We start from the raw sequence: 18,654 nt of genomic DNA on the forward strand, positions 1-18,654 counted from the left end.
CCGGGCCGCTGGTGTTGCCCCCGGTGAGGGGGTGGGCGGCCACACGAAGTGGGCCAACCTGGGGGCGAGCTCAATACTTGCGCTTCGGGAATTCCTTGGCGGCGACTTCCATCGGGAAGATCGTCTCTTCGGTCACGATGCGCTTGGGCACCGGCTTGCCGGCCTTGATGTCCTTGACGGCGGCCATCAATTGCGGGCCCAGCAGCGGGCTGCACTCGACCGAGACGTTCAGCTTGCCGGCGATCATGGCTTCGAAGGCGCCCTTCACCGCGTCGATGGAGATGATGGTGATGTCCTTGGCAGGCTTCAGCCCCGCCTCCTCGATCGCCTGGATGGCGCCGATGGCCATGTCGTCGTTGTGCGCGTAGAGCACATTGATCTTCTTGCCGTCGGCCTTGAGGAAGGCCTCCATCACCTCCTTGCCCTTGGCGCGCGTGAAGTCGCCGGTCTGCGAGCGGATGATCTTGAACTTGGGGTCGGCCTTGATGATCTCCTCGAAGCCCTTCTTGCGGTCGATCGCGGGCGCCGAGCCCACGGTGCCCTGCAGCTCGACGATGTTGACCTCGCCCTTCTGGTCCTTCATCTTCTCCACGAGCCAGCGCCCGGCCTTGCGGCCTTCCTCGACGAAGTCCGAACCCATGAAGCTCACGTAGAGCGAGTCGTCCTTGGTGTTGACCGAGCGGTCCGTCAGCACCACCGGGATGTTGGCGGCCTTGGCCTCGCGCAGCACCGTCTCCCAGCCCGACTCGACCACCGGCGAGAACGCGATCACGTCCACCTTCTGCGCGATGAAGGAGCGGATGGCCTTGATCTGGTTCTCCTGCTTCTGCTGGGCGTCGGAGAACTTGAGCTCGATGCCGGCCTCCTTGGCGGCCGACTTGATCGACTCGGTGTTGGCGGTGCGCCATTCGCTTTCGGCGCCGACCTGGCTGAAGCCCAGGACGATTTTCTTCTGCGCGAGCGCGGTGGCCGGCAGAAGCGCGGCCAGCGAGGCAGCGGCGATGGCGGTGGTCAATGTGCGGCGGTTGAGTTTCATGCTGTCGTCTCCTGGTTGGTATGGGTATGGCTGAAAAGATGCTTCAAGCGCGCATGTAGCCGGTCTTCACCGTGGTGTAGAACTCGGCGGCGTGGCGGCCCTGCTCCCGTGCGCCATAGCTCGACGCCTTGCGCCCGCCGAAGGGCACGTGGTAGTCGACGCCGGCCGTCGGCAGGTTGACCATGGTCATGCCCACGCGCGCATGGCGGCGGAAGTGCATTGCATGGCGCAGCGAGTTGGTGCAGATGCCGGCGCACAGGCCGAAGGGCGTGTCGTTGGCCAGCACGAGGGCGTGCTCGGCATCGTCGGCCCGCAGCACGCAGGCCACCGGGCCGAAGACCTCCTCGCGGGCGATCCGGTGCGTGGGCCGGGCGAGGAACAGCGCGGGGCTCATGTAGTGGCCTTCGCTCGGCCGCTGCAGCAGGTCGCCGCCACAGACGTGCTCGGCGCCTTCCTCGCGGGCACTCGCGATGGCGGCAAGGTTCTGTTCGAGCTGTGCGCGATCGACCACGGGTCCGATGTCCACGCCGGGCTCCAGCGCATGGCCGACCTTCAGCGCGGCGATGCGCTGCTTGAGCCGCGCGACGAAGGCATCGTGCACCGGCGCCTCGACGATGAGGCGGCTCGAGGCCGTGCAGCGCTGGCCGGTCGAGAAGTAGGCGCCCTGCACCGCGCAGTCGACGGCCAGTTCCAGGTCGGCGTCGGCCAGCACCACCAGCGGGTTCTTGCCGCCCATCTCGAGCTGCACCTTGGCGCGCCGCGCGGCGGCGGCCTGCAGCACGCGTTCGCCGGTGGCAGCCGAGCCGGTGAAGCTGATCGCATCGACCAGCGGATGCTCGACCAGCGCCTGGCCGACCTCGCGCCCGCTGCCCATCACCAGGTTGAAGGTGCCCGCCGGCAACGCGGCACGGCTGATGATCTCGGCCAGCGCCCAGCCGCAGGCGGGCACCAGCTCGGAGGGCTTGAACACCACCGCGTTGCCGCAGGCCAGTGCCGGCGCGATCTTCCAGGCGGGAATGGCAAGCGGGAAGTTCCAGGGCGTGATCAGGCCCACCACGCCCACTGGCTCGCGGGTGATGTCCACGTGCACGCCGGGCCGCAGCGAGGCGACGCTCTCGCCGCCCACGCGCAGGGCCTCGCCCGCGAAGAACTTGAAGATCTGCCCCGCCCGCGCGGCCTCGGCAACGGCCTCCGGCAGCGTCTTGCCTTCCTCGCGCGCCAGCAGCAGGCCCAGCTCGTCCTTGCGCGCAAGGATTTCGCTGCCGATCAGGTCCAGCGCATCGGCGCGGCGCTGCGGCGTCGTCATGCTCCAGGCTCGGAAGGCGTCGGCCGCGGCCCGCACGGCCAGCTCGGTCTGGCTGCGGTCGGCGCGGGCGTACTCGGCCACGGTCTCGCGCAGGTCCGAGGGGTTGATGCTCTGCCCGCTGGTCACGCCAGTCTCCCAGCGGCCATTGATGTAATGGCGGGCACTGAGCTGGACCTCGGGACTGCGCTTCAACGTCGAAACTCCTATGGATGAGTGGGGCGGAGTGTAGGAATCGCACTGATATCTTTCCAATAGAGATTTGGATCGAATCGATACTCGAAACAGGATTCAGGAAAACCCCATGACGAACTACACCCACTGGTTCATCCGCGCCCGGCTCAAGACCCGGCAGCTGCTGCTGCTGGTCGCGCTGGCGGAGGAAGGCAACATCCACCGCGCCGCACAGGTGCTGAACATGACGCAGCCGGCCGCCTCGAAGCTGCTCAAGGACCTGGAGGACGTGCTGGAGGTGCCGCTTTTCGAGCGCCTGCCGCGCGGCATGCGGCCCACCTGGTACGGCGAGAGCATGATCCGCCACGCCCGCATGGCGCTGGCCAGCCTCAACGAGGCGCACGACGAGCTCATGGCGCTCAAGGCCGGGCGCTTCGGCCAGGTGAGCGTGGGCACCATCACCGCGCCGGGCCTGACCCTGATGCCGCCGGCGATCGCGCTGGTCAAGCGCGACCAGCCGAACCTGCGCGTCGCCCTGGAGATCGAGACCAGCCGGGTGCTGATGGAGCGCTTCGAGCAGGGCAAGCTCGACATCCTGGTGGCGCGGCTGTCGGCCGAGCACGACAAGGCCAAGCTGCACTACGAGCCGCTGACCGAGGAGCCGGTGTCGGCGCTGGTGCGGACCGGCCATCCGCTGCTGGGGATGACCGGCCTCACGCTGCGCGACCTGGTGAGCGCCGGCTGGATCGTGCCGCCGGCGGGCAGCGTGCTGCGGCACCGCTTCGAGCTGATGTTCAGGGAGGAAGGGCTGGCACCGCCGATGAACGTGATCGAGAGCTCGGCGCTGCTCTTCATCACCCGCATGCTGCAGCAGTCGGACATGCTCGCGGTGCTGGCGACGGACGTGGCGCGCTACTACGCCGCGCACGGCATGGGCGCGGTCCTGCCGGTGGCGGTGCCCTGCCACATGGACGCCTTCGGCATCATCACGCACACCGACCGCCTGCTCTCGCCGGCCGCGAAGGTGATGATGCGCGCGCTCAAGGCGGCAAGCCTGACCGTCTATGGAAGGCGGCTGGAGGTCGAGGCCTGAAGCTCGGTTGTTCGCGAGTCCTGGCGCCCTCAAACCCAGCCGGCGTCGACCTTGAACTCCTGCGCGGTGCACATCGCGCCGTCGTCCGAAGCCAGGAACAGCACCATGCGGGCGATGTCGTGCGGCTGCAGACGGTCGGGCAGGCACTGGTTGCGCGCGAGGGCCTGCTCGCCTTCGGCGTCCAGCCAGAGCCGGACCTGGCGCTCCGTCATCACCCAGCCGGGCGACACGGTGTTGATGCGGATGCGATCGCGCCCGAGGTTCACGGCCAGGCCCCGCGTGAGGCCGTTGACCGAGGACTTGGCGACGGCGTAGCACGGGTAGGCCCCGCCCTTGCCTTGCCAGCCCGTGGAGCCGAGATTGACGATCGCCCCGCCGCCCAGCCGCTTCATGCCGGGCACGACGGACTGGATGGCGAAGAAGGCCGGGCGCTCGTTGATGGCCATGCGCTCGTCGTAGTAGTCGGGCGTGACGGACTCGAGCGTGTGGCGGTCGTCGCTGGCGACGTTGTTGACCAGCACGGCGAAATCGCCGAGCTCGCCTGCCGCGTCGGCAATCGCGGCCTGCAATGCGGCGATGTCGCGCACGTCGCAGCGCCGCCACCAGGGGGCGCGATGGCCGGCTTCGGCGACCTGCGCCGCGAGTGCCGCACTGGCCTCTTCCGCGATGTCGACGAAGGCGACCCGCGCGCCTTGTTCGGCGAAGGCGGCGACCATCGCGGCGCCGATGCCGCTGCCGCCGCCGGTCACGAAGACGGTCTTGTCGCGCAGGCTGGGATAGGTGGAAACGGGGGATGCGGGCGCTCGCGCGGCGGTGGCGGTCAAAGAGGGTCTCCAGTTGATTGACATTGCAAATCGTGTATCGGTCTATACGCGTTTGCCTACTTTCTCTTATCAATATGCCTTGCTACGATGCGGCGCGTCAAGGGCCCGCAGCGGCCCGCTTTGCACCGGAGACCACCCGTGAGCCCTTCCCCCACCTTTCCCGCCCCGCGCTTCGAAGGCACGTTGCGCTGCATCCAGGCCGCGGGCGCGAGCCTCGGCGAAGGCCTGATGTGGTCGGGACGGGAACAGGCGCTGTACTGGGTCGACATCCTCGAGAAGCGCCTGTTCCGGCTCGATCCTGCGACGGGCGAGCGGGACCAGTGGGGCTTCGACGAAGAGATCTCGGCACTGGCGGAACGCGAGAACGCGCCGGGCCTGGTCGTCACGCTGCGGCGCGGCTTCGCCTTCTTCGATCCGGCGAAAGCCGAAGCAGGGCCGCAATGGCTGCACAGGCCCGAGCCGGCACTCCTCACCAATCGCTTCAACGATGGCAAGTGCGACGCCCGCGGCCGCTTCTGGGGCGGCACCATGGACTTCGACTGCGTGGCCCCGAGCGGCGCGCTGTACCGCTTCGACCCCGACGGGCGGTGCACCCAGCACGACAGCGGCTTCGCGGTCACCAACGGGCCGACCTGGTCGCTGGACGGCCGCACGATGTACTTCAACGACACCGCGGAGGGCGGCATCCACGCCTACGACTTCGATCCGGATCAGGGCACCCTCGCCCACCGCCGGCTCTGGCTGCGCTTCGCGCGCCGCGACGGCCTGCCCGACGGCATGACGACCGACGCGGCGGGCCGTCTCTGGATCGCCCACTGGGCGGGGAGCTGCGTGAGCTGCCACCACCCGCTGAGCGGCGAGGAGCTGGGGCGCATCGCGCTGCCGGTGAGCCAGGTCACCAACTGCACCTTCGGAGGACCCGACTTGCGCACGCTGTACATCACGTCGGCCAGGACCGGCCTGGACGAAGCCCGCCTCGCCGTCGAGCCGCTGGCCGGAGGGCTGTTCGCGGTCGAGGTGGACAGCCCCGGGCTGCCGGCCTTTCGCTTCGGAGGCTGAGCCCATGACTGCAAACCCTTCGCATCCCGTCGTCTGGCTGCGCCACGGCCGCCAACGCCTGGGCCTGGTGCCATCGCTCGGCGGCAGCGTCGCCGCCTGGCAGATCGAGCGTGCGGACGGCCCCTTCGACCTGTGGCGGCCCTGGGACGGCGTCACGCTCGACCTCTACCGCATGGCCTCCTTCCCGATGGTGCCGTGGTCCAACCGCATCAGCGGCGGCGGTTTCGAGGCGGCGGGCGAATTCCATCCGGTGCGTCCCAACCGCGCGGGCGAGCCCTATCCGATTCATGGCGACGGCTGGCTGCAGGGCTGGGAGCTCGACAGCCTGGCCGAGGACGCCGCGACGATGACGCTGCATTCGCGGCGCTTCGACGACAACCCCTACGAATACCAGGCGAGCCAGCACTTTCGCCTGGTCGACGACGGGCTGGACCAGACGCTCGAGGTCCGCCACCTGGGCCACGCACCGCTGCCCTACGGCCTGGGCGTGCATCCCTGGTTCATCCGAACGGCGGGCACGCGCATCGTCGCGCCCGTGCAAGGCGTGTGGCTTTGCGGCAGCGACCCGCTGCCGACCCGGCACACGCGGGAGATCCCGCAGGACTGGGACCTGGGGCAAGGTGCACCCGCCTTCGGCAGCTTCGTCGACAACGCCTACACAGGCTGGGGCGGCCACGCGCGCATCGAGTGGCCGGAGCACCAGCTGCAGCTCGCCCTGACGATGCCGGACTTCGTCGAGGACGGCGGTGCGGAGCATCACTACTGCCTGATGTACCGGCCGCCCGAAGGCCCGGCCTTCTGCTTCGAGCCGATCACGCAGCCCATCGATGCCTTTCACCTGGAAGGCCGGCCGGGCCTGCGCACACTGCAGTCGGGCGAGACGCTGACGATGCGCATCCAATGGCGCATCGAGCCCCTCGGTGGCGAGGCGACCGGCGGGTGACCCGCGGATGGCGGCAGCCGTCTGAACACCTCGCTCACGCGGCAGGGCCCAGCAGATGCTCGGCCCGCATCGGCAGGCTGCGCAAGCGTCGGCCGGTCGCATGGAACACCGCGTTGGCGATGGCCGGCGCCACGCCCACCATCGCGACCTCGCCCAGGCCCTTGACGCCGAGCGGGTTGAGCAGCGGATCCGGCGCGCCGACGAACTCGACCTCGATGCGGCCGATGTCCGCAGCCACCGGCAGCACGTACTCCGCCAGGTCGGTGTTGAGAAAGCCGCCGTAGCGAGGATCGATCTCGCTCTGCTCGCGCAGCGCGGCACCGATGCCCCACACCACGCCGCCCTCCACCTGGCTGCGCGCGGTTCGCGGGCTGGCCACCGTGCCGCAGTCGACCACGCTCACCACGCGCGGCACGCGGATGCGGCACGTGCCGGGCTCGACCCGCACTTCCACGAAATGCGCGATGAAGCTGAAGGCGACGAAGTCCGGGTACACGGGGCCGCCTGCGGCGGGGAGGCCACCGGCGAGCCGGCCATAGACCTGCTCCGGCTGGCCGGGCGCGCGCCGGCGGCTTTCGGCTTGCGCGAACGGGCGGCCCGAGGCGCGCAGCAGCGAAAGCGCCGTGCCGCTGGCATTGCCGGCGTGGCGGCGCAGGTCCTCCATCAATTGCGCGGCAGCGTCCTGCACCGGCGGAAGGACCGTGGCCGTGCCCCAGGAGCCGGCCGTCACGTGCTGTGGCGCGGCCTGCGTGTCGCCGAGCACGATCTCGATCGCCGCCACCGGCGCGCCGAGCGCCCGCGCCACGGTGAGCGCGATCGCGGTGCGCATGCCCTGGCCCATCTCGTGGCCGCCGACCGCGACCCGCACGCGGCCGTCGTCCGCGAGCCGCACCGTGGCGACGGCCGGCGCCACCGCCGCCTTGTAGGCGCCGGCGGCCACGCCCCAGCCGACGCGGCTGCCGTCCTCCGCGCGCATGGAGCCCGGCGCCATCGTGCGGCGCGCCCATCCGAAGCGGCGCGCGCCTTCGCGCAGGCATTCGGCCAGGTGGCGCGAGGTGAAGGGCTTGCCGGTGATCGGGTCCTTTGCCGTGTCGTTGGCCAACCGCAGCGCCACCGGGTCCTTGGCCAGTGCGTAGGCCAGTTCGTCCATCGCGCATTCGAAGGCGAAGCCCGCCGCCTGCTCGTACGGCGCGCGCATGTAGCCGGGCGTCTGCACATCGGTGCGCACCAGGCGTTCGCTGCCGCGGAAGTTCTCGATGCCGTACAGCCGCGAGCTCATGTCGGTGCCCACCGACGGGAACAGGTCGTGGCGCGAGGTCTGCTGGTCGATCTCGTGAACGGCCGCACGCACGCGGCCGTCGCGCTCGGCGCCGAGCCGCACGCGATGCCGGCTCGCGGGGCGGAAGCTCGCGGCATGGAAGAGCTGGGCGCGCGGGACCACCAGCTTGACCGGCCGCCCGAGCATGCGCGACGCGATGGCGACCAGCGCCGTGTGCGCCTGCAGCGAGTTCTTCTGCCCGAAGCCACCGCCCACGCTGGGCGACAGCACGCGAACCTTCGCGGGCTCGATGCCCAGCTGCCGAGCCACGCCGTGGCGCACGCCTTCGGCGTTCTGGGTCGGCTCATGGACCGTGAGCACGCCATCCTGCCATTCGGCCACCGTGGCGATGAGCTCCATCGGGTTCTGGTGCTGCGCGGGCTGGTCATAGCTGGCGTCTACCGTCACCGGCATTCGCGCCCACGCGGCATCGGCATTGCCGGCCAGCTTGTCCGAGAACATCGGTGCGGGGAGCACGCTGGCCTGCGCCACCGGCTGGGCACCCTGCGACTGCATCGTGGCGATGAAGGGCGAAGCTTCGTAGGCAACGACGACCGATGCCGCTGCCTCGCGTGCCGCCTCGAGCGTGTCGGCCACCACCAGCGCGACCGTCTGGCCGCGGTGCGCGATCTCCGACGAGCGCAGTGGATAGACGCTCTGGAAGCCGAAGCCACCGCCCATCAGGAAGCCTGCGCCCTCCAGCGCGCCGACGTTCTCGTGCGTGAGCACCAGCCGCACGCCGCGCACGCGCTGCGCGGCTGCCGTGTCGATGCGCAGCACGCGCCCGCGCGCGATGGTCGCGGGCACGGGCAGTGCATGCAGGAGCCCGGCACGCGCGTCGTCGGCCGCATAGCGGGTGGCGCCGCGCACCTTGTCGCGGGCGTCGACGCGCTCGGGGCCGGCTGCGCTCGGGGCTTGTGAGGTCGTGGTCATCGATCAGCTCCTGTCCTTGGCCAGCATCAGGGCGTCGGTCACGGTCTCGATGCCGAGCGCGACCTTGAAGGCGTTGTGCTCCAGCGGCTTCGCGCCCACGAAAGCCAGCTCCGCCGCGCGCCGGGCGGTCGAGCGCGTGAGCGGCTGTCCGAGCAGGCTGCGCTCGGCTTCCGTGGCGCGCCAGGGCCGCGTCGCGACGCCGCCGAGCGCGATGCGCGCATCGACCACGCGATTGGCTTCGATCTGCAGCCCGACCGCCGCCGAGGCAAGGGCGAAGGCGTAGGACTCGCGGTCGCGGATCTTGTGGTACGTGGAGGCACGCCCGGCCGGCGTGCGCGGCACGCGGATGCGCACGATGAGCTCGTCCGCGGCCAGCACCGTCTCCAGATGCGGCGTGCGGCCCGGCAGCAGGTGGAGCTCGCGCACGGGGACCGTGCGCGTGCCGCGTGGGCCGAGCGTGTCGACCAGTGCATCGAAGGCAACGAGCGCCACCGCCCAGTCGCCGGGGTAGACCGCCACGCAGGCCTCGCTGCCGCCGAGCACGGCATGGCCGCGGTTCTGCCCGGCGATGGCATCGCAGCCGCGGCCCGGCGTGCGCTTGTTGCAGGCGAACTCGGCGCCGCCGCGGAAGTAGGCGCAACGCGTGCGCTGCAGCAGGTTGCCGCCCACGGTCGCCATGTTGCGCAGCTGCTGGGAGGCGGCCTTCGAGAGCGACTCGGCGAGCGCCGGAAAGTCGCGCAGCAGCATCGGGTCCTCGGCCGCCTCGCTCATCGGGGTGAGCGCGCCGATCCGCAGTTCATGGCCCTCGCTGCCATCGATGCCGCGGAGGCCTTCGATGGCGGTGATGTCGACGACCGCGGCCGGGGCTTCCACGCCGAGCTTCATCAGGTCGTAGAGCGTGGTGCCGCCGGCGAAGTAGCGCGCGCCGGGCTGGTGACGCTCGAGCTGGTGCACGGCCTCGTCCGCGCTGCGGGGACGCAGGTAGGTGAAGTCACGCATGCGTTGCGTCCTTCTTCATGCGCGGGGCCGCGTCGCGGATCGCCGCCAGGATGCCCGCGTAGGCGCCGCAGCGGCAGAGATTGCCGCTCATGAACTCCCGGATCTGCGCATCGCTCGTCGCATGGCCTTCGCGCACGCACGCGATGGCCGCCATGATCTGGCCCGGCGTGCAATAGCCGCACTGCAGCGCGTCGTGGTCGATGAAGGCCTGCTGCATCGGGTGCAGCGTGCCGTCGGGCGATTCGATGCCCTCGATGGTGGTCACGGCGCGCCCGTCGGCCTTCACTGCCAGCGTCAGGCAGGACGCGACGCGCCGGCCGTCCACGTGCACCGTGCAGGCGCCGCACTGGCCGTGGTCGCAACCTTTCTTGGCGCCGGTCAGGGCAAGCTGCTCGCGCAGCACGTCCAGCAGCGACGAGCGCGGCTGCACTTTCAGTACGTGCGACTGGCCGTTGACGGTCATCCGTGTGTGCCGTGCAGCGGGCGGCTGCACGGCATCGTTCATGGCGGCGCAGCCGGCACCGGCCGCTGCGACGCTCACGGTCGCGGTGCTCGCCATGAAGGTCCGGCGGTTGAGGGCCGGCATATCGCCAGGACAGGGCTGGGTCTTGTTCATCGTGTGGTGCTTTCTTCCGGGGGGCTGTCGATGGACCGAGGCGCCGCGGATCAGAACTCGCGCCCGAGGCGCCAGTCCACGGAGGCGCGGCCGCCGCCGCGAAGGGCCAGGCAGATGCAGACGAGGCACATCAGCAGCGGGTACTCGAAGCCGCGGTCGATCCACGGGAAGCGGGGCGCGAGCACGTAGCAGATGGCGGCGGTCTGCACGGCCATCATGGCGGCGATGGGGCGGGTGAGGAATCCGAGCGCGAGCAGCAAGCCGCCCAGGCTCTCGAGCAAGGCGACGAACCAGGCGAACAGCGGCGCTGCGGGCAGGTGCAGGACGTTGGCAATCAGGTTGGTCGAGGCCGCCATCGGGTCGGCCATCGAGCCGTGGCTGGTGCCGAGGACCTTCGGCAGTCCATGGGTCACCATGATCAGGCCGAAGCCCGCACGCAGCAGCAGCCAGGACAGGGGCTCCAGCCGGTCGTAGAGCCCACGCAAGGGGGGCACGATCAGGCGCGGTGCAGGCGATTCCATGAAAAGACTCCTTCGGTTTGGCAATGCCGCAGGAGGCGGCGATGCATGTCGACGGAGTCTGGCTGTTCGTCGGCGGGCGATAAATGTGCAAAGATTGCCAAGACTATTCAGCCTGAATCAACAATCAATCGCCGATGGATCGTTTCGACGCCTTGCAGCTCTTCGTCCGCATCGTCGAGCTCGGCAGCTTCACGCAGGCCGCCACGGCCCTGGGCATGCCGCGCGCCACCGCCACCCACGCCATCAAGGAGCTGGAAGCGCGGCTTCGCGTGCGGCTGCTCGAACGCACCACGCGACGCGTGCGAACCACGGTGGACGGCCAGGCCTTCTACGAGCGCTGCCGCCATCTGCTGCACGAACTGGAGGACGCGGAGTCCTCGCTGGCCCACCTGGCGGTGCATCCGCGCGGGCGCCTGCGCCTGGACATCCACGGCGCTGCCGCGACCGAGATCGTGCTGCCGCGCATCAACGAGTTTCACGAACGCTATCCGGACATCGAGCTCATGATCGGCAGCGGCGACCGCCTGGTGGACCTGGTCAGCGAGGGCGTGGACTGCGTGGTGCGTGCGGGCGAGCCGCAGGATTCATCGCTCGTGACGCGCAGGCTCGCGCTCTTGCCGCAGCTCACCTGCGCCAGCCCGGCCTACCTGGCTGCCCAGGGCACCCCGCTGACGCTCGCCGACCTCGCGCAGCATCGCGCGGTCAACTTCTTCTCTGCACAGCGCGCCGAGCCTTTTCCCTTCACCTTCCTCGTGGACAGCAAGGTCGAGGAGTACCAGTTGAAGGACTGGATCTCCGTCAACAACGCAGACACCTATGTCACCTGCGTCGAGCAGGGCTGCGGGATCATCCAGCTGCCGCGCTTTCACGTCGAGCGGCAGTTGCGCGAAGGCACGCTGGTCGAGATCCTGGCGCAGTGGCCGTGCCCGCCGATGGTGTATTCCGTGCTCTACCCGCACCACCGGCAGCTCTCGCCTCGGGTCCGGGTGTTCATCGACTGGGTGACGCAGGTGTACGCAGATCGCTTCGGGCCTCTCTAGCCGCGCAATCCGTCGAGGATGTCCGACAGACCGCGGGCATCACTGCCATGTATGACCACGCAACATGGCTGAAAAAGTCTCCGATTTCTTCTGGCAGCGCCTGCACCAGTGGGGCATCCGACGGATCTTCGGGTACCCGGGCGATGGCATCAACGGATTGTTGGGCGGGCTCGCGCGAGCAGGCGACAAGTTCGAGTTCGTGCAGGCCAGGCACGAGGAAATGGCTGCGTTCATGGCCTCGGCGCATGCCAAGTTCACCGGCGAACTCGGCGTGTGCCTGGCAACCTCCGGCCCCGGCGCTTCGCACCTGATCACGGGCCTGTATGACGCGCGCCTCGACCACGTGCCGGTGCTGGCGATCGTGGGGCAGCAAGCGAGAACGGCGATCGGCTCCCACTATCAACAGGAACTCGACCTGCATTCGATGTTCAAGGATGTCGCGGGCGATTTCGTCGCCACCGCCAGCGTGCCCGCGCAGATTCGTCACCTGATCGACCGAGCCGTTCGCATTGCGCTCGGGCGCCGGCGCGTCACCGCACTCGTCATTCCGAACGACCTGCAGGACATGCCGATGGAGCAACCGCCTCGTGCGCACGGCTCCGTCTTCTCCGGCGTCGGCTGGTCGGCGCCACGCGTGGTGCCCGCCGCGGCAGAGCTGGCCCGCGCGGCGGATGTGCTCAATGCCGGCAAGAAGGTGGCGCTTCTCGTTGGAGCGGGCGGCAATGCGGCAACCGACGAGATCATCGCCGTCGCCGACAAGCTCGGTGCCGGTGCGGCCAAGGCGCTGCTGGGCAAGCAGGCGCTGCCTGACGATCTGCCGTGGGTCACGGGCTCCATCGGCCTGCTCGGCACCAAGCCCAGCGACGAACTCATGACCGGGTGCGACACCCTCCTGATGCTGGGTTCAGGCTTTCCGTATTCGGAGTTCCTGCCGAAGGAAGGCCAGGCGCGCGGCGTCCAGGTCGACCTCGACCCTGGAATGCTTTCCGTTCGCTACCCGATGGAGGTCAACCTGGAGGGCGACGTCAAGGCCACCCTGGAGGCATTGCTCCCGCTGCTGCATCAGAAGACCGAAACCGGGTGGCGCGACGACATCGCCGGCTGGAACGACGCGTGGGCAAAGACGCTTCACGAGCGGGCCATGGCGGCGGCCTCGCCGGTCAATCCGCAGCGGCCCTTCACCGAGCTGTCGCAGCGGCTGCCCGAGGGTGCCATCCTGACCTGCGACTCCGGCTCGTGTGCCAACTGGTATGCGCGCGACATCAAGGTACGCCGCGGGATGATGTGCTCGCTTTCGGGCGGGCTCGCCTCCATGGGGGCGGCCGTGCCCTACGCCATTGCCGCGAAGTTCGCACACCCCGATCGCCCGGTGTTCGCGATGGTGGGAGACGGTGCCATGCAGATGAGCAACATGGCCGAGCTGATCACGGTGGCGAAATACTGGCGCCGGTGGAGCGATCCGCGCTGGGTGGTCATGGTCCTCAACAACGAGGATCTGAATCAGGTCACCTGGGAGCAACGCGTCATGGAAGGCGACCCGAAGTTCGAGGCCACGCAGACGCTGCCCAACGTGCCGTATCACAAGTTCGCCGAGCTCATCGGCTTCGAAGGCATCTACGTGGACGAGCCCGAGGCCGTCGGCCCCGCATGGGACAGGGCGCTTGCAGCGACCCGGCCGGTGCTGCTCGAGTTCAAGACCGATCCGGAGGTGCCGCCGCTGCCGCCGCACATCAACCTGAAGCAGGCGCGCAACTTCGTAGCAATGCTCGCCAAGGGCGATGCCGAGGCCGGCTCGATCATCGCGAATACGGCAAGGCAAGTGCTGAGTCACATCCTTCCGGGCAAGAAGGAGTGACGCAGCGGTATTTGGGCAGCGCTACTTGCCGAGCGCTGCGTGCTCCCGGTGCAGCGAGCTGGGAGCGTTCACGCCGGCATCCTCGTCGACGCCGATCGAAAGCCGGTCCACCAGTTCGCCGCCGAGCCAGGCCGTCACCAGGGCAAGCGCGGCACCCGCGAAAGCCCAGACGATCTGGCCCAGTTGCGGCGCGTAGTTCGTGTCGCGCAGCAGGAAGCTCACGACGAACAGGAGCATGACGATGACGTTGCCGCCCCCGTGCATCGCACCGATGCGCTTGGCCCGCGTACCTTCCGGAATGCCCAGCCAGTCGATGAAGCCGAAGGGCGCCGCAAGCAACCCGCCCACGAGGCCTGCCGCGATCATCCAGTAGGAAACGGCCGCCATGATCTGGCTGCCGCCGGCCAGGTAGATGATGTCGAACACCACCGCCGTGGCCAGCAGCCCGAGCGGAAAGACCACCAGCATCTGGTGCACCGGGTGGCCGAGGAGACGGACTCTTGCGCGCATGGAATCACCTCCGTTGCTCTGCTCAATGCAGTGGCGCCATGTGAGGCGCAAGTGCTGCGCGCCCGCGCGGGCTGCCGCCGCCATTCGGGGTCGGTACTTTCCTACCGGGTTCACGCCAGCCTGGTGCTTCAAGGGGCCGAGCCGCCGTCCGACATTGGAGGCCATCCTTCGGTCCTAGCCTGACGGGGCTCCAGTTCCTGGAGCGGGAGATCCCCCATGCGCTGCCCGCATCGCTCCACCCCATGCGCCCGTAGCTCAGCGGACAGAGTGCTGCCCTCCGAAGGCAGAGGCCGGAGATTCGACTTCTCCCGGGCGCACCATCGCAACTGCCGGAGTGCACTGCCATGAACATGCCCGATCCTTCTGCAGGCCGGAGCGACAAGCGGGTGTTCCGGTTGGCCGCGGTCGTCGCGGCGCTCCTGATCGTGGTCGCGGTCGTGCTCGGGCTGCTCTGGCTCAGGAAGCCACCGCCCGATGCGGCCGCCCTGCCGGCTTCCGCCCCGACCGTCCAGGACCCGCGACCGGCGACGGAGAAGGCGCCGGGTTCGTAGTCCGCCATGCGCATCATCCCCTGCGGATCCGACGCTGCGACGGCTGACCCTGGCACGCGCAGGTGCTGGATGCTCGCTACCGCTGCCTCGCTGGCCGCCATGGCAGTGCACGACCTGGTGCCCGGTGCGCAAGCCGAGGGCAAGGCGGCGGGCGATCCCGAACCGCTCACCGTCCATACCTTCGGCGACTCCGTGCTGGACTGCGGGCACTACAACGACCGCGGCATCACGCCGGGCGCGCTGCTGGTGCGCAACGACGATGCGCTCTTCCCCGAGTTCAAGGGACGCGACCTGCAGACGCTCGGACCAACGCGGCTCCTGCACTGCGCACAGGACGGCGCGACGGTGGACAGCCTCCCGGCACAGCTGCCGCGCGGCGCGCCGCCCGCGCGCGGCGTCGCGCTGCTCACCGTCGGCGGCAACGACCTGCTGCGGGGACTGGCCTCCGATTCCGGGCCCGGCGTTCGCGCTTTCGAAAATAAGCTCGACGCCTTCCTGATGTCGCTGCGCGTGCGGCCTGTCTATCTCGGGACGGTGTACGACCCGACCTTCGGCGATGACAGCCGCAACTTCCTCGGGGTGCCGGCGAGCATCGCGCGCGCCAACCACCGCCGCGTGAACGAGGTCATCGCACGCCTGGCGCAGCGCCACGGACGGCTGGTGGACCTGCACGCGCACTTCTTGCGCGGCGAGCCGGCCTGGTTCACGCGCACGATCGAGCCCAGCCTGCTGGGCGCGTCGGAGATTCGGCGCGCTTTCCTCCGTGCCGTCTGCCCCAGCTGCCTGCGCTGACTCCGGGCACGCCGCTTGCCGACATGCGGCGTGCTCGAAGGCCGATGAGCCTCGCTCCTTGCTACCGGCGTGCGATGGCGATGGCCACATCGCGTGCGATGGGCTGGACATCGAACCCGAACTCGCCGCCGCCATGGGCGGTCTCGCACGCCTGCATGACTTCACCTAGCCGTGTGTCGAACAGCACGACCCGGTAGTCGCCTGCGCACAGGCCGGGAACGGCGATGTGCGCAGCCGACGGCGGCACGTCGGTACGCAGCATGCCGGATGGGCCGAGCGTGTCCGTGCGCAGCAGCCAGGCAATGGCCTGGCGGTCGTCGCCGCACGCGAACGCCGCGAAGCCGCCCGGACGAACGGCCACGTTGCCGAGATTGCGGCGCCTGAACTGCGTCCAGTCCACCAGCGGAAGGAAGTTGGCGAGAGCGCGCTGCGCCTGCCGCATTCCGGGCGTGAGCACGTGCGGATGCCGGTTCGGCCAGCGCATGCCGCCACCCGCGCCGCCGCTTGCCAGGTGGGCCCATTGCATGTGGCGGAAGTACTCGTCGTCGAACGCTTCGGGCAGCACATGATGCTTGTCGATGAACGCATGGATCGGCCCGTGTTCGGAGTCGAATACCGGGCGCATGTCCGCCACCTCGAGGATTGCCGCACGCATCAGCCGCCCGACTGCCAGCGCCGGTGCAACGGTGTCGCGAGGGTCGTCGATCGTTCCGGATTCGTAGAGATGGGTGTTGACGAAGTCGAGCCCTGGATGCCGGTAGACCGGATCGCAAAGCGCCGGCGAGCGCACCAGTTCGGGACCGAAGACCGACACGGTCTGCAGGTTCGCGCGGCCGTGCACGCGCTGCTCCAGGCTGCGCAGGAACTGCGAGATGTCGGACACGAAGGCCCCGCACGCGACGGGATCGTCCTTGCCGTGCGCAGGATGCAGCTCGTTCCACAGATCCCAGGCAAAGAGCGCCGGGCTGCCGCCCCATCGACGGGTCGCGAATTCGAATCTGCGCTTGATGGCCTCCCGTGTCGCGGCACAGGTGATCAGCCGGCTGCGGTCCTCGGTGGGCCCGCCATTGGCACGGTTGTAGGGGTGGTGCCGCCAGTGGCGCCAGGTGAAGAAAGTGTCGAAGGGTGTGAGCAGGAGGTACAGGCCGACCTCCTCGCACAGCGCGAAGAGATCGTCCCAGAGCCTGACGACGTTGTCGACGAAGCGGCCGACCGGTCGCTCGATGTAGCGGTGGCGGCCTTGCGCGTACTCGAGCATCACCCTCAGGCAGGTGACGCCGTGGTCCTTGAGCCAGTGCAGGTGGCGCCGTACCGCGTCGACCTGGCGCCGGCGGAACAAGCCGGCGAGCTCGGGCCAGCTGATGGCGTCGTTATGCCCGATCGGCGTCCATGGCTGTCCGGTCGAGGTGACGAAGTACGGCACGCCGGCGACCCGCTCGATGTGCGGCAGCTTCAGGCGGGAGGTGGCGAATTCGGCGCCGGGCTCCCGGTAGCGCATCGTCGACGAAGGGATCAGCATGGTGTTTGCCGCAAGTCGATCGACGCGGGCTCTTGCGTGCAGCACAGGCCAGTCCCGGCACGACTCGGCGGCCGGAACATCGCCTTGCGTGCCGCGGGTTGTCAGGCTTGCTGCGCTTCCTCGATCTGCGCGGCCTCGGCCAGCACGCCGAGCTTCTGGTCGGTGGCCTTCTCTTCAGCCAGGCTGGCCTCCAGGAGCGGCACCGCCTGCTTGAAGCCCAGCTTGGTGGCGAGCAGGCACAAGGAGGTGTAGCTCGCGATCTCGTAGTGCTCGGCCTTCTGCGCCGAACCGATCAATGCTGCATCGAGAACAGGCCCTGCCTCGACCTGGTCGACCAGCGACATCGTTTCTTCGACCAGGCCTTCCATGCCCTCGCATTTGATGCGCTTGAGCTTGATGCCGCACGTCTCGGCAACCTCCTCGATCCGCTCCACCTGGCCACGGGTCTCCTCGAGGTGCGTCTCGAACGCAGCGGCGAGTTCGGGATCGGTCGCGGCGCGGGCGAGCTTCGGAAGGGAACGCGTCATCTGCTTTTCCGCGTTGTAGGTGTCGGAGAGCTCGTGGATGAAAAGCTCGGAGACGGACTTGACTGGCATGGAAAGCTCCTGAAAAAAGTGGTTGCGACAATTTCGGTGAGTCTCGTGGCGGGGCTTTCCAGGCCTGTAGGAACACCCAGCACCTGCGTGTGCGAAGAATGGCGCACTCGTCTACGTCCTGCGGTTCTTCAGCACGACGAGCTTGGAGAGGCCGAGCAGATTGACCGGCTCGACGCTCACCACTTGCCAATCGTGAGAGAGGATCTGCTCCTCGTAGCGGAAGTCGGAACGAAAGCCGATGTGCTCGGCCGCAGCACGAAAGGCCCGCTCCATGAGCCACCAGAACCTGCTTCCACTGAAGTGGTTGAGCACGACGATGGTCCCGTCCGGCTTGCATATCCGGCGGATCTCCCGCACCAGCTCGGCCGGGCGGGGCGTGACCGAGAGCACATAAGGCAGCGTGATGCAGTCGAACGTCCCATCCGCGAAGCTCGTGCGCTCCGCGTTCATGTACTCGACGGTGATCTGGTGGTCCGGCAGAGCGCGCGCCCGTTCGCGTGCCCGCTCGAGCATCTCGTGGGACAGGTCGATGCCCACGATCTTCGAGGTGGCCGGGTAGTGCGCCAGGGCCAGCCCGGTCCCGACACCGACCTCGAGGAGCGACGCGGGCTGCAGCGTGCGCACGACCTCCGCCATCCGCCTTCGCCCGGGCTCGAGCACTTGCCCGAAAAGCACGTCGTACACAGGCGCGAGGCGCTTGTAGGCGCGGGCAACGCCCGCTTCCGACAGGGCCGGTTCCGGCCTCGACCCGACTGGGAGACTCGGCGGCCCGAAGTGTTCCGACCGTGCTCTGCTTTCCTTCATCTTTCTGGCCTCCAGGCTGTGCGGCGTTGCTGCGCCTGCGCGCAGATCATGGGGACCTTCGCTTTCCGGGCGTCCTGATGCATACCCGAGGCACGAATGAGCTTCGTTCATGCCACAGGTCAGAGCAAGGCGGATGCCCGGGCTGCTGAAGGCCTGCCGCCCACCGAC

General features: G+C 68.9%; 18 protein-coding genes and 1 tRNA gene. 8 read left to right on the forward strand and 11 right to left on the reverse strand.

The window, feature by feature from the left end; translation table 11 throughout:
* Positions 1–70 precede the first annotated feature (70 nt).
* Complete coding sequence (locus ACMGEZ_RS15355; protein WP_436823132.1) at positions 71–1,036, reverse strand: ABC transporter substrate-binding protein; 966 nt, start codon at positions 1,034–1,036, stop codon at positions 71–73.
* A 43-nt stretch (positions 1,037–1,079) separates the two neighbouring features.
* A complete protein-coding gene (locus ACMGEZ_RS15360) occupies positions 1,080–2,534 on the reverse strand; it encodes an aldehyde dehydrogenase family protein (protein ID WP_436823133.1) in 1,455 nt (484 codons plus the stop codon).
* Positions 2,535–2,643: 109 nt separating this feature from the next.
* Here ACMGEZ_RS15360 and ACMGEZ_RS15365 point away from each other — a divergent pair, with 109 nt between their 5' ends.
* On the forward strand, positions 2,644–3,606 hold the full coding sequence (locus tag ACMGEZ_RS15365) for a LysR family transcriptional regulator (RefSeq protein WP_436823134.1): 963 nt from the start codon (positions 2,644–2,646) through the stop codon (positions 3,604–3,606).
* 29 nt (positions 3,607–3,635) lie between these two features.
* Here the strand turns inward: ACMGEZ_RS15365 and ACMGEZ_RS15370 are convergent, their stop codons facing one another.
* Complete coding sequence (locus ACMGEZ_RS15370; protein WP_436823135.1) at positions 3,636–4,430, reverse strand: SDR family NAD(P)-dependent oxidoreductase; 795 nt, start codon at positions 4,428–4,430, stop codon at positions 3,636–3,638.
* Between the two features lie 87 nt (positions 4,431–4,517).
* On the opposite strand from ACMGEZ_RS15370, the gene ACMGEZ_RS15375 reads away from it, so the two are divergent.
* A complete protein-coding gene (locus tag ACMGEZ_RS15375) occupies positions 4,518–5,489 on the forward strand; it encodes an SMP-30/gluconolactonase/LRE family protein (protein WP_436823136.1) in 972 nt (323 codons plus the stop codon).
* 4 nt (positions 5,490–5,493) lie between these two features.
* Positions 5,494–6,432 (forward strand): aldose 1-epimerase, encoded by a 939-nt coding sequence (locus ACMGEZ_RS15380; RefSeq protein WP_436823137.1) that lies wholly within the window; start codon positions 5,494–5,496, stop codon positions 6,430–6,432.
* Between the two features lie 34 nt (positions 6,433–6,466).
* Here ACMGEZ_RS15380 and ACMGEZ_RS15385 read toward each other — a convergent pair whose 3' ends face one another.
* From ACMGEZ_RS15385 to ACMGEZ_RS15400, 4 genes are read right to left on the reverse strand one after another with little or no spacing between them, the layout of a single operon-like run.
* The gene (locus tag ACMGEZ_RS15385; protein ID WP_436823138.1) at positions 6,467–8,683 is read right to left on the reverse strand and encodes a xanthine dehydrogenase family protein molybdopterin-binding subunit; all 2,217 of its coding nucleotides are present in this window, start codon (positions 8,681–8,683) and stop codon (positions 6,467–6,469) included.
* A 3-nt stretch (positions 8,684–8,686) separates the two neighbouring features.
* Positions 8,687–9,682 (reverse strand): FAD binding domain-containing protein, encoded by a 996-nt coding sequence (locus ACMGEZ_RS15390; RefSeq protein WP_436823139.1) that lies wholly within the window; start codon positions 9,680–9,682, stop codon positions 8,687–8,689.
* Complete coding sequence (locus ACMGEZ_RS15395; RefSeq protein WP_436823140.1) at positions 9,675–10,298, reverse strand: (2Fe-2S)-binding protein; 624 nt, start codon at positions 10,296–10,298, stop codon at positions 9,675–9,677. Before ACMGEZ_RS15395 ends, ACMGEZ_RS15390 begins: the two co-directional genes overlap by 8 nt.
* A gap of 50 nt (positions 10,299–10,348) precedes the next feature.
* Positions 10,349–10,819 (reverse strand): DoxX family protein, encoded by a 471-nt coding sequence (locus tag ACMGEZ_RS15400; RefSeq protein WP_436823141.1) that lies wholly within the window; start codon positions 10,817–10,819, stop codon positions 10,349–10,351.
* A gap of 134 nt (positions 10,820–10,953) precedes the next feature.
* Between ACMGEZ_RS15400 and ACMGEZ_RS15405 the strand changes: the two genes are divergently transcribed.
* Complete coding sequence (locus ACMGEZ_RS15405; RefSeq protein ID WP_436823142.1) at positions 10,954–11,859, forward strand: LysR family transcriptional regulator; 906 nt, start codon at positions 10,954–10,956, stop codon at positions 11,857–11,859.
* A gap of 64 nt (positions 11,860–11,923) precedes the next feature.
* Entirely contained in the window at positions 11,924–13,714 is a 1,791-nt protein-coding gene (locus ACMGEZ_RS15410) for a thiamine pyrophosphate-requiring protein (protein ID WP_436823143.1), read from the forward strand.
* Positions 13,715–13,735: 21 nt separating this feature from the next.
* Here the strand turns inward: ACMGEZ_RS15410 and ACMGEZ_RS15415 are convergent, their stop codons facing one another.
* Positions 13,736–14,224, reverse strand: coding sequence for a DUF2231 domain-containing protein (locus tag ACMGEZ_RS15415; RefSeq protein WP_436823144.1), 489 nt, complete (start codon positions 14,222–14,224; stop codon positions 13,736–13,738).
* Positions 14,225–14,468: 244 nt separating this feature from the next.
* Between ACMGEZ_RS15415 and ACMGEZ_RS15420 the strand changes: the two genes are divergently transcribed.
* The 3 genes from ACMGEZ_RS15420 to ACMGEZ_RS15430 all read left to right on the forward strand — a co-directional run bounded on the left by ACMGEZ_RS15420 (position 14,469) and on the right by ACMGEZ_RS15430 (position 15,567).
* Positions 14,469–14,544 (forward strand) — tRNA-Arg (locus tag ACMGEZ_RS15420).
* A gap of 24 nt (positions 14,545–14,568) precedes the next feature.
* Complete coding sequence (locus ACMGEZ_RS15425) at positions 14,569–14,775, forward strand: hypothetical protein (protein WP_436823145.1); 207 nt, start codon at positions 14,569–14,571, stop codon at positions 14,773–14,775.
* Between the two features lie 69 nt (positions 14,776–14,844).
* A complete protein-coding gene (locus tag ACMGEZ_RS15430) occupies positions 14,845–15,567 on the forward strand; it encodes an SGNH/GDSL hydrolase family protein (protein WP_436823146.1) in 723 nt (240 codons plus the stop codon).
* Between the two features lie 61 nt (positions 15,568–15,628).
* Here ACMGEZ_RS15430 and ACMGEZ_RS15435 read toward each other — a convergent pair whose 3' ends face one another.
* The 3 genes from ACMGEZ_RS15435 to ACMGEZ_RS15445 form a co-directional block, all read right to left on the reverse strand.
* The gene (locus ACMGEZ_RS15435) at positions 15,629–17,086 is read right to left on the reverse strand and encodes a glycoside hydrolase 5 family protein (RefSeq protein WP_436823147.1); all 1,458 of its coding nucleotides are present in this window, start codon (positions 17,084–17,086) and stop codon (positions 15,629–15,631) included.
* 101 nt (positions 17,087–17,187) lie between these two features.
* Positions 17,188–17,682 (reverse strand): YciE/YciF ferroxidase family protein, encoded by a 495-nt coding sequence (locus ACMGEZ_RS15440; RefSeq protein WP_436823148.1) that lies wholly within the window; start codon positions 17,680–17,682, stop codon positions 17,188–17,190.
* A 111-nt stretch (positions 17,683–17,793) separates the two neighbouring features.
* A complete protein-coding gene (locus tag ACMGEZ_RS15445) occupies positions 17,794–18,597 on the reverse strand; it encodes a class I SAM-dependent methyltransferase (protein WP_436823149.1) in 804 nt (267 codons plus the stop codon).
* Positions 18,598–18,654: the final 57 nt, after the last annotated feature.

Origin of the sequence: Variovorax stachyos (genome assembly GCF_051400855.1) — a bacterium.
Taxonomy (GTDB): domain Bacteria; phylum Pseudomonadota; class Gammaproteobacteria; order Burkholderiales; family Burkholderiaceae_C; genus Variovorax.

What these genes read in the sequence shown, in the direction of transcription:
- ACMGEZ_RS15355 (WP_436823132.1), bottom strand. Translation starts at nt 1,036, where the DNA reads ATGAAACTCAACCGCCGCACATTGACCACCGCCATCGCCGCTGCCTCG.
- ACMGEZ_RS15365 (WP_436823134.1), top strand. Translation starts at nt 2,644, where the DNA reads ATGACGAACTACACCCACTGGTTCATCCGCGCCCGGCTCAAGACCCGG.
- ACMGEZ_RS15375 (WP_436823136.1), top strand. Translation starts at nt 4,518, where the DNA reads ATGCGGCGCGTCAAGGGCCCGCAGCGGCCCGCTTTGCACCGGAGACCA.
- ACMGEZ_RS15380 (WP_436823137.1), top strand. Translation starts at nt 5,494, where the DNA reads ATGACTGCAAACCCTTCGCATCCCGTCGTCTGGCTGCGCCACGGCCGC.
- ACMGEZ_RS15385 (WP_436823138.1), bottom strand. Translation starts at nt 8,683, where the DNA reads ATGACCACGACCTCACAAGCCCCGAGCGCAGCCGGCCCCGAGCGCGTC.
- ACMGEZ_RS15390 (WP_436823139.1), bottom strand. Translation starts at nt 9,682, where the DNA reads ATGCGTGACTTCACCTACCTGCGTCCCCGCAGCGCGGACGAGGCCGTG.
- ACMGEZ_RS15395 (WP_436823140.1), bottom strand. Translation starts at nt 10,298, where the DNA reads ATGAACAAGACCCAGCCCTGTCCTGGCGATATGCCGGCCCTCAACCGC.
- ACMGEZ_RS15400 (WP_436823141.1), bottom strand. Translation starts at nt 10,819, where the DNA reads ATGGAATCGCCTGCACCGCGCCTGATCGTGCCCCCCTTGCGTGGGCTC.
- ACMGEZ_RS15405 (WP_436823142.1), top strand. Translation starts at nt 10,954, where the DNA reads ATGGATCGTTTCGACGCCTTGCAGCTCTTCGTCCGCATCGTCGAGCTC.
- ACMGEZ_RS15410 (WP_436823143.1), top strand. Translation starts at nt 11,924, where the DNA reads ATGGCTGAAAAAGTCTCCGATTTCTTCTGGCAGCGCCTGCACCAGTGG.
- ACMGEZ_RS15415 (WP_436823144.1), bottom strand. Translation starts at nt 14,224, where the DNA reads ATGCGCGCAAGAGTCCGTCTCCTCGGCCACCCGGTGCACCAGATGCTG.
- ACMGEZ_RS15425 (WP_436823145.1), top strand. Translation starts at nt 14,569, where the DNA reads ATGAACATGCCCGATCCTTCTGCAGGCCGGAGCGACAAGCGGGTGTTC.
- ACMGEZ_RS15430 (WP_436823146.1), top strand. Translation starts at nt 14,845, where the DNA reads ATGCTCGCTACCGCTGCCTCGCTGGCCGCCATGGCAGTGCACGACCTG.
- ACMGEZ_RS15435 (WP_436823147.1), bottom strand. Translation starts at nt 17,086, where the DNA reads ATGCTGATCCCTTCGTCGACGATGCGCTACCGGGAGCCCGGCGCCGAA.
- ACMGEZ_RS15440 (WP_436823148.1), bottom strand. Translation starts at nt 17,682, where the DNA reads ATGCCAGTCAAGTCCGTCTCCGAGCTTTTCATCCACGAGCTCTCCGAC.
- ACMGEZ_RS15445 (WP_436823149.1), bottom strand. Translation starts at nt 18,597, where the DNA reads ATGAACGAAGCTCATTCGTGCCTCGGGTATGCATCAGGACGCCCGGAA.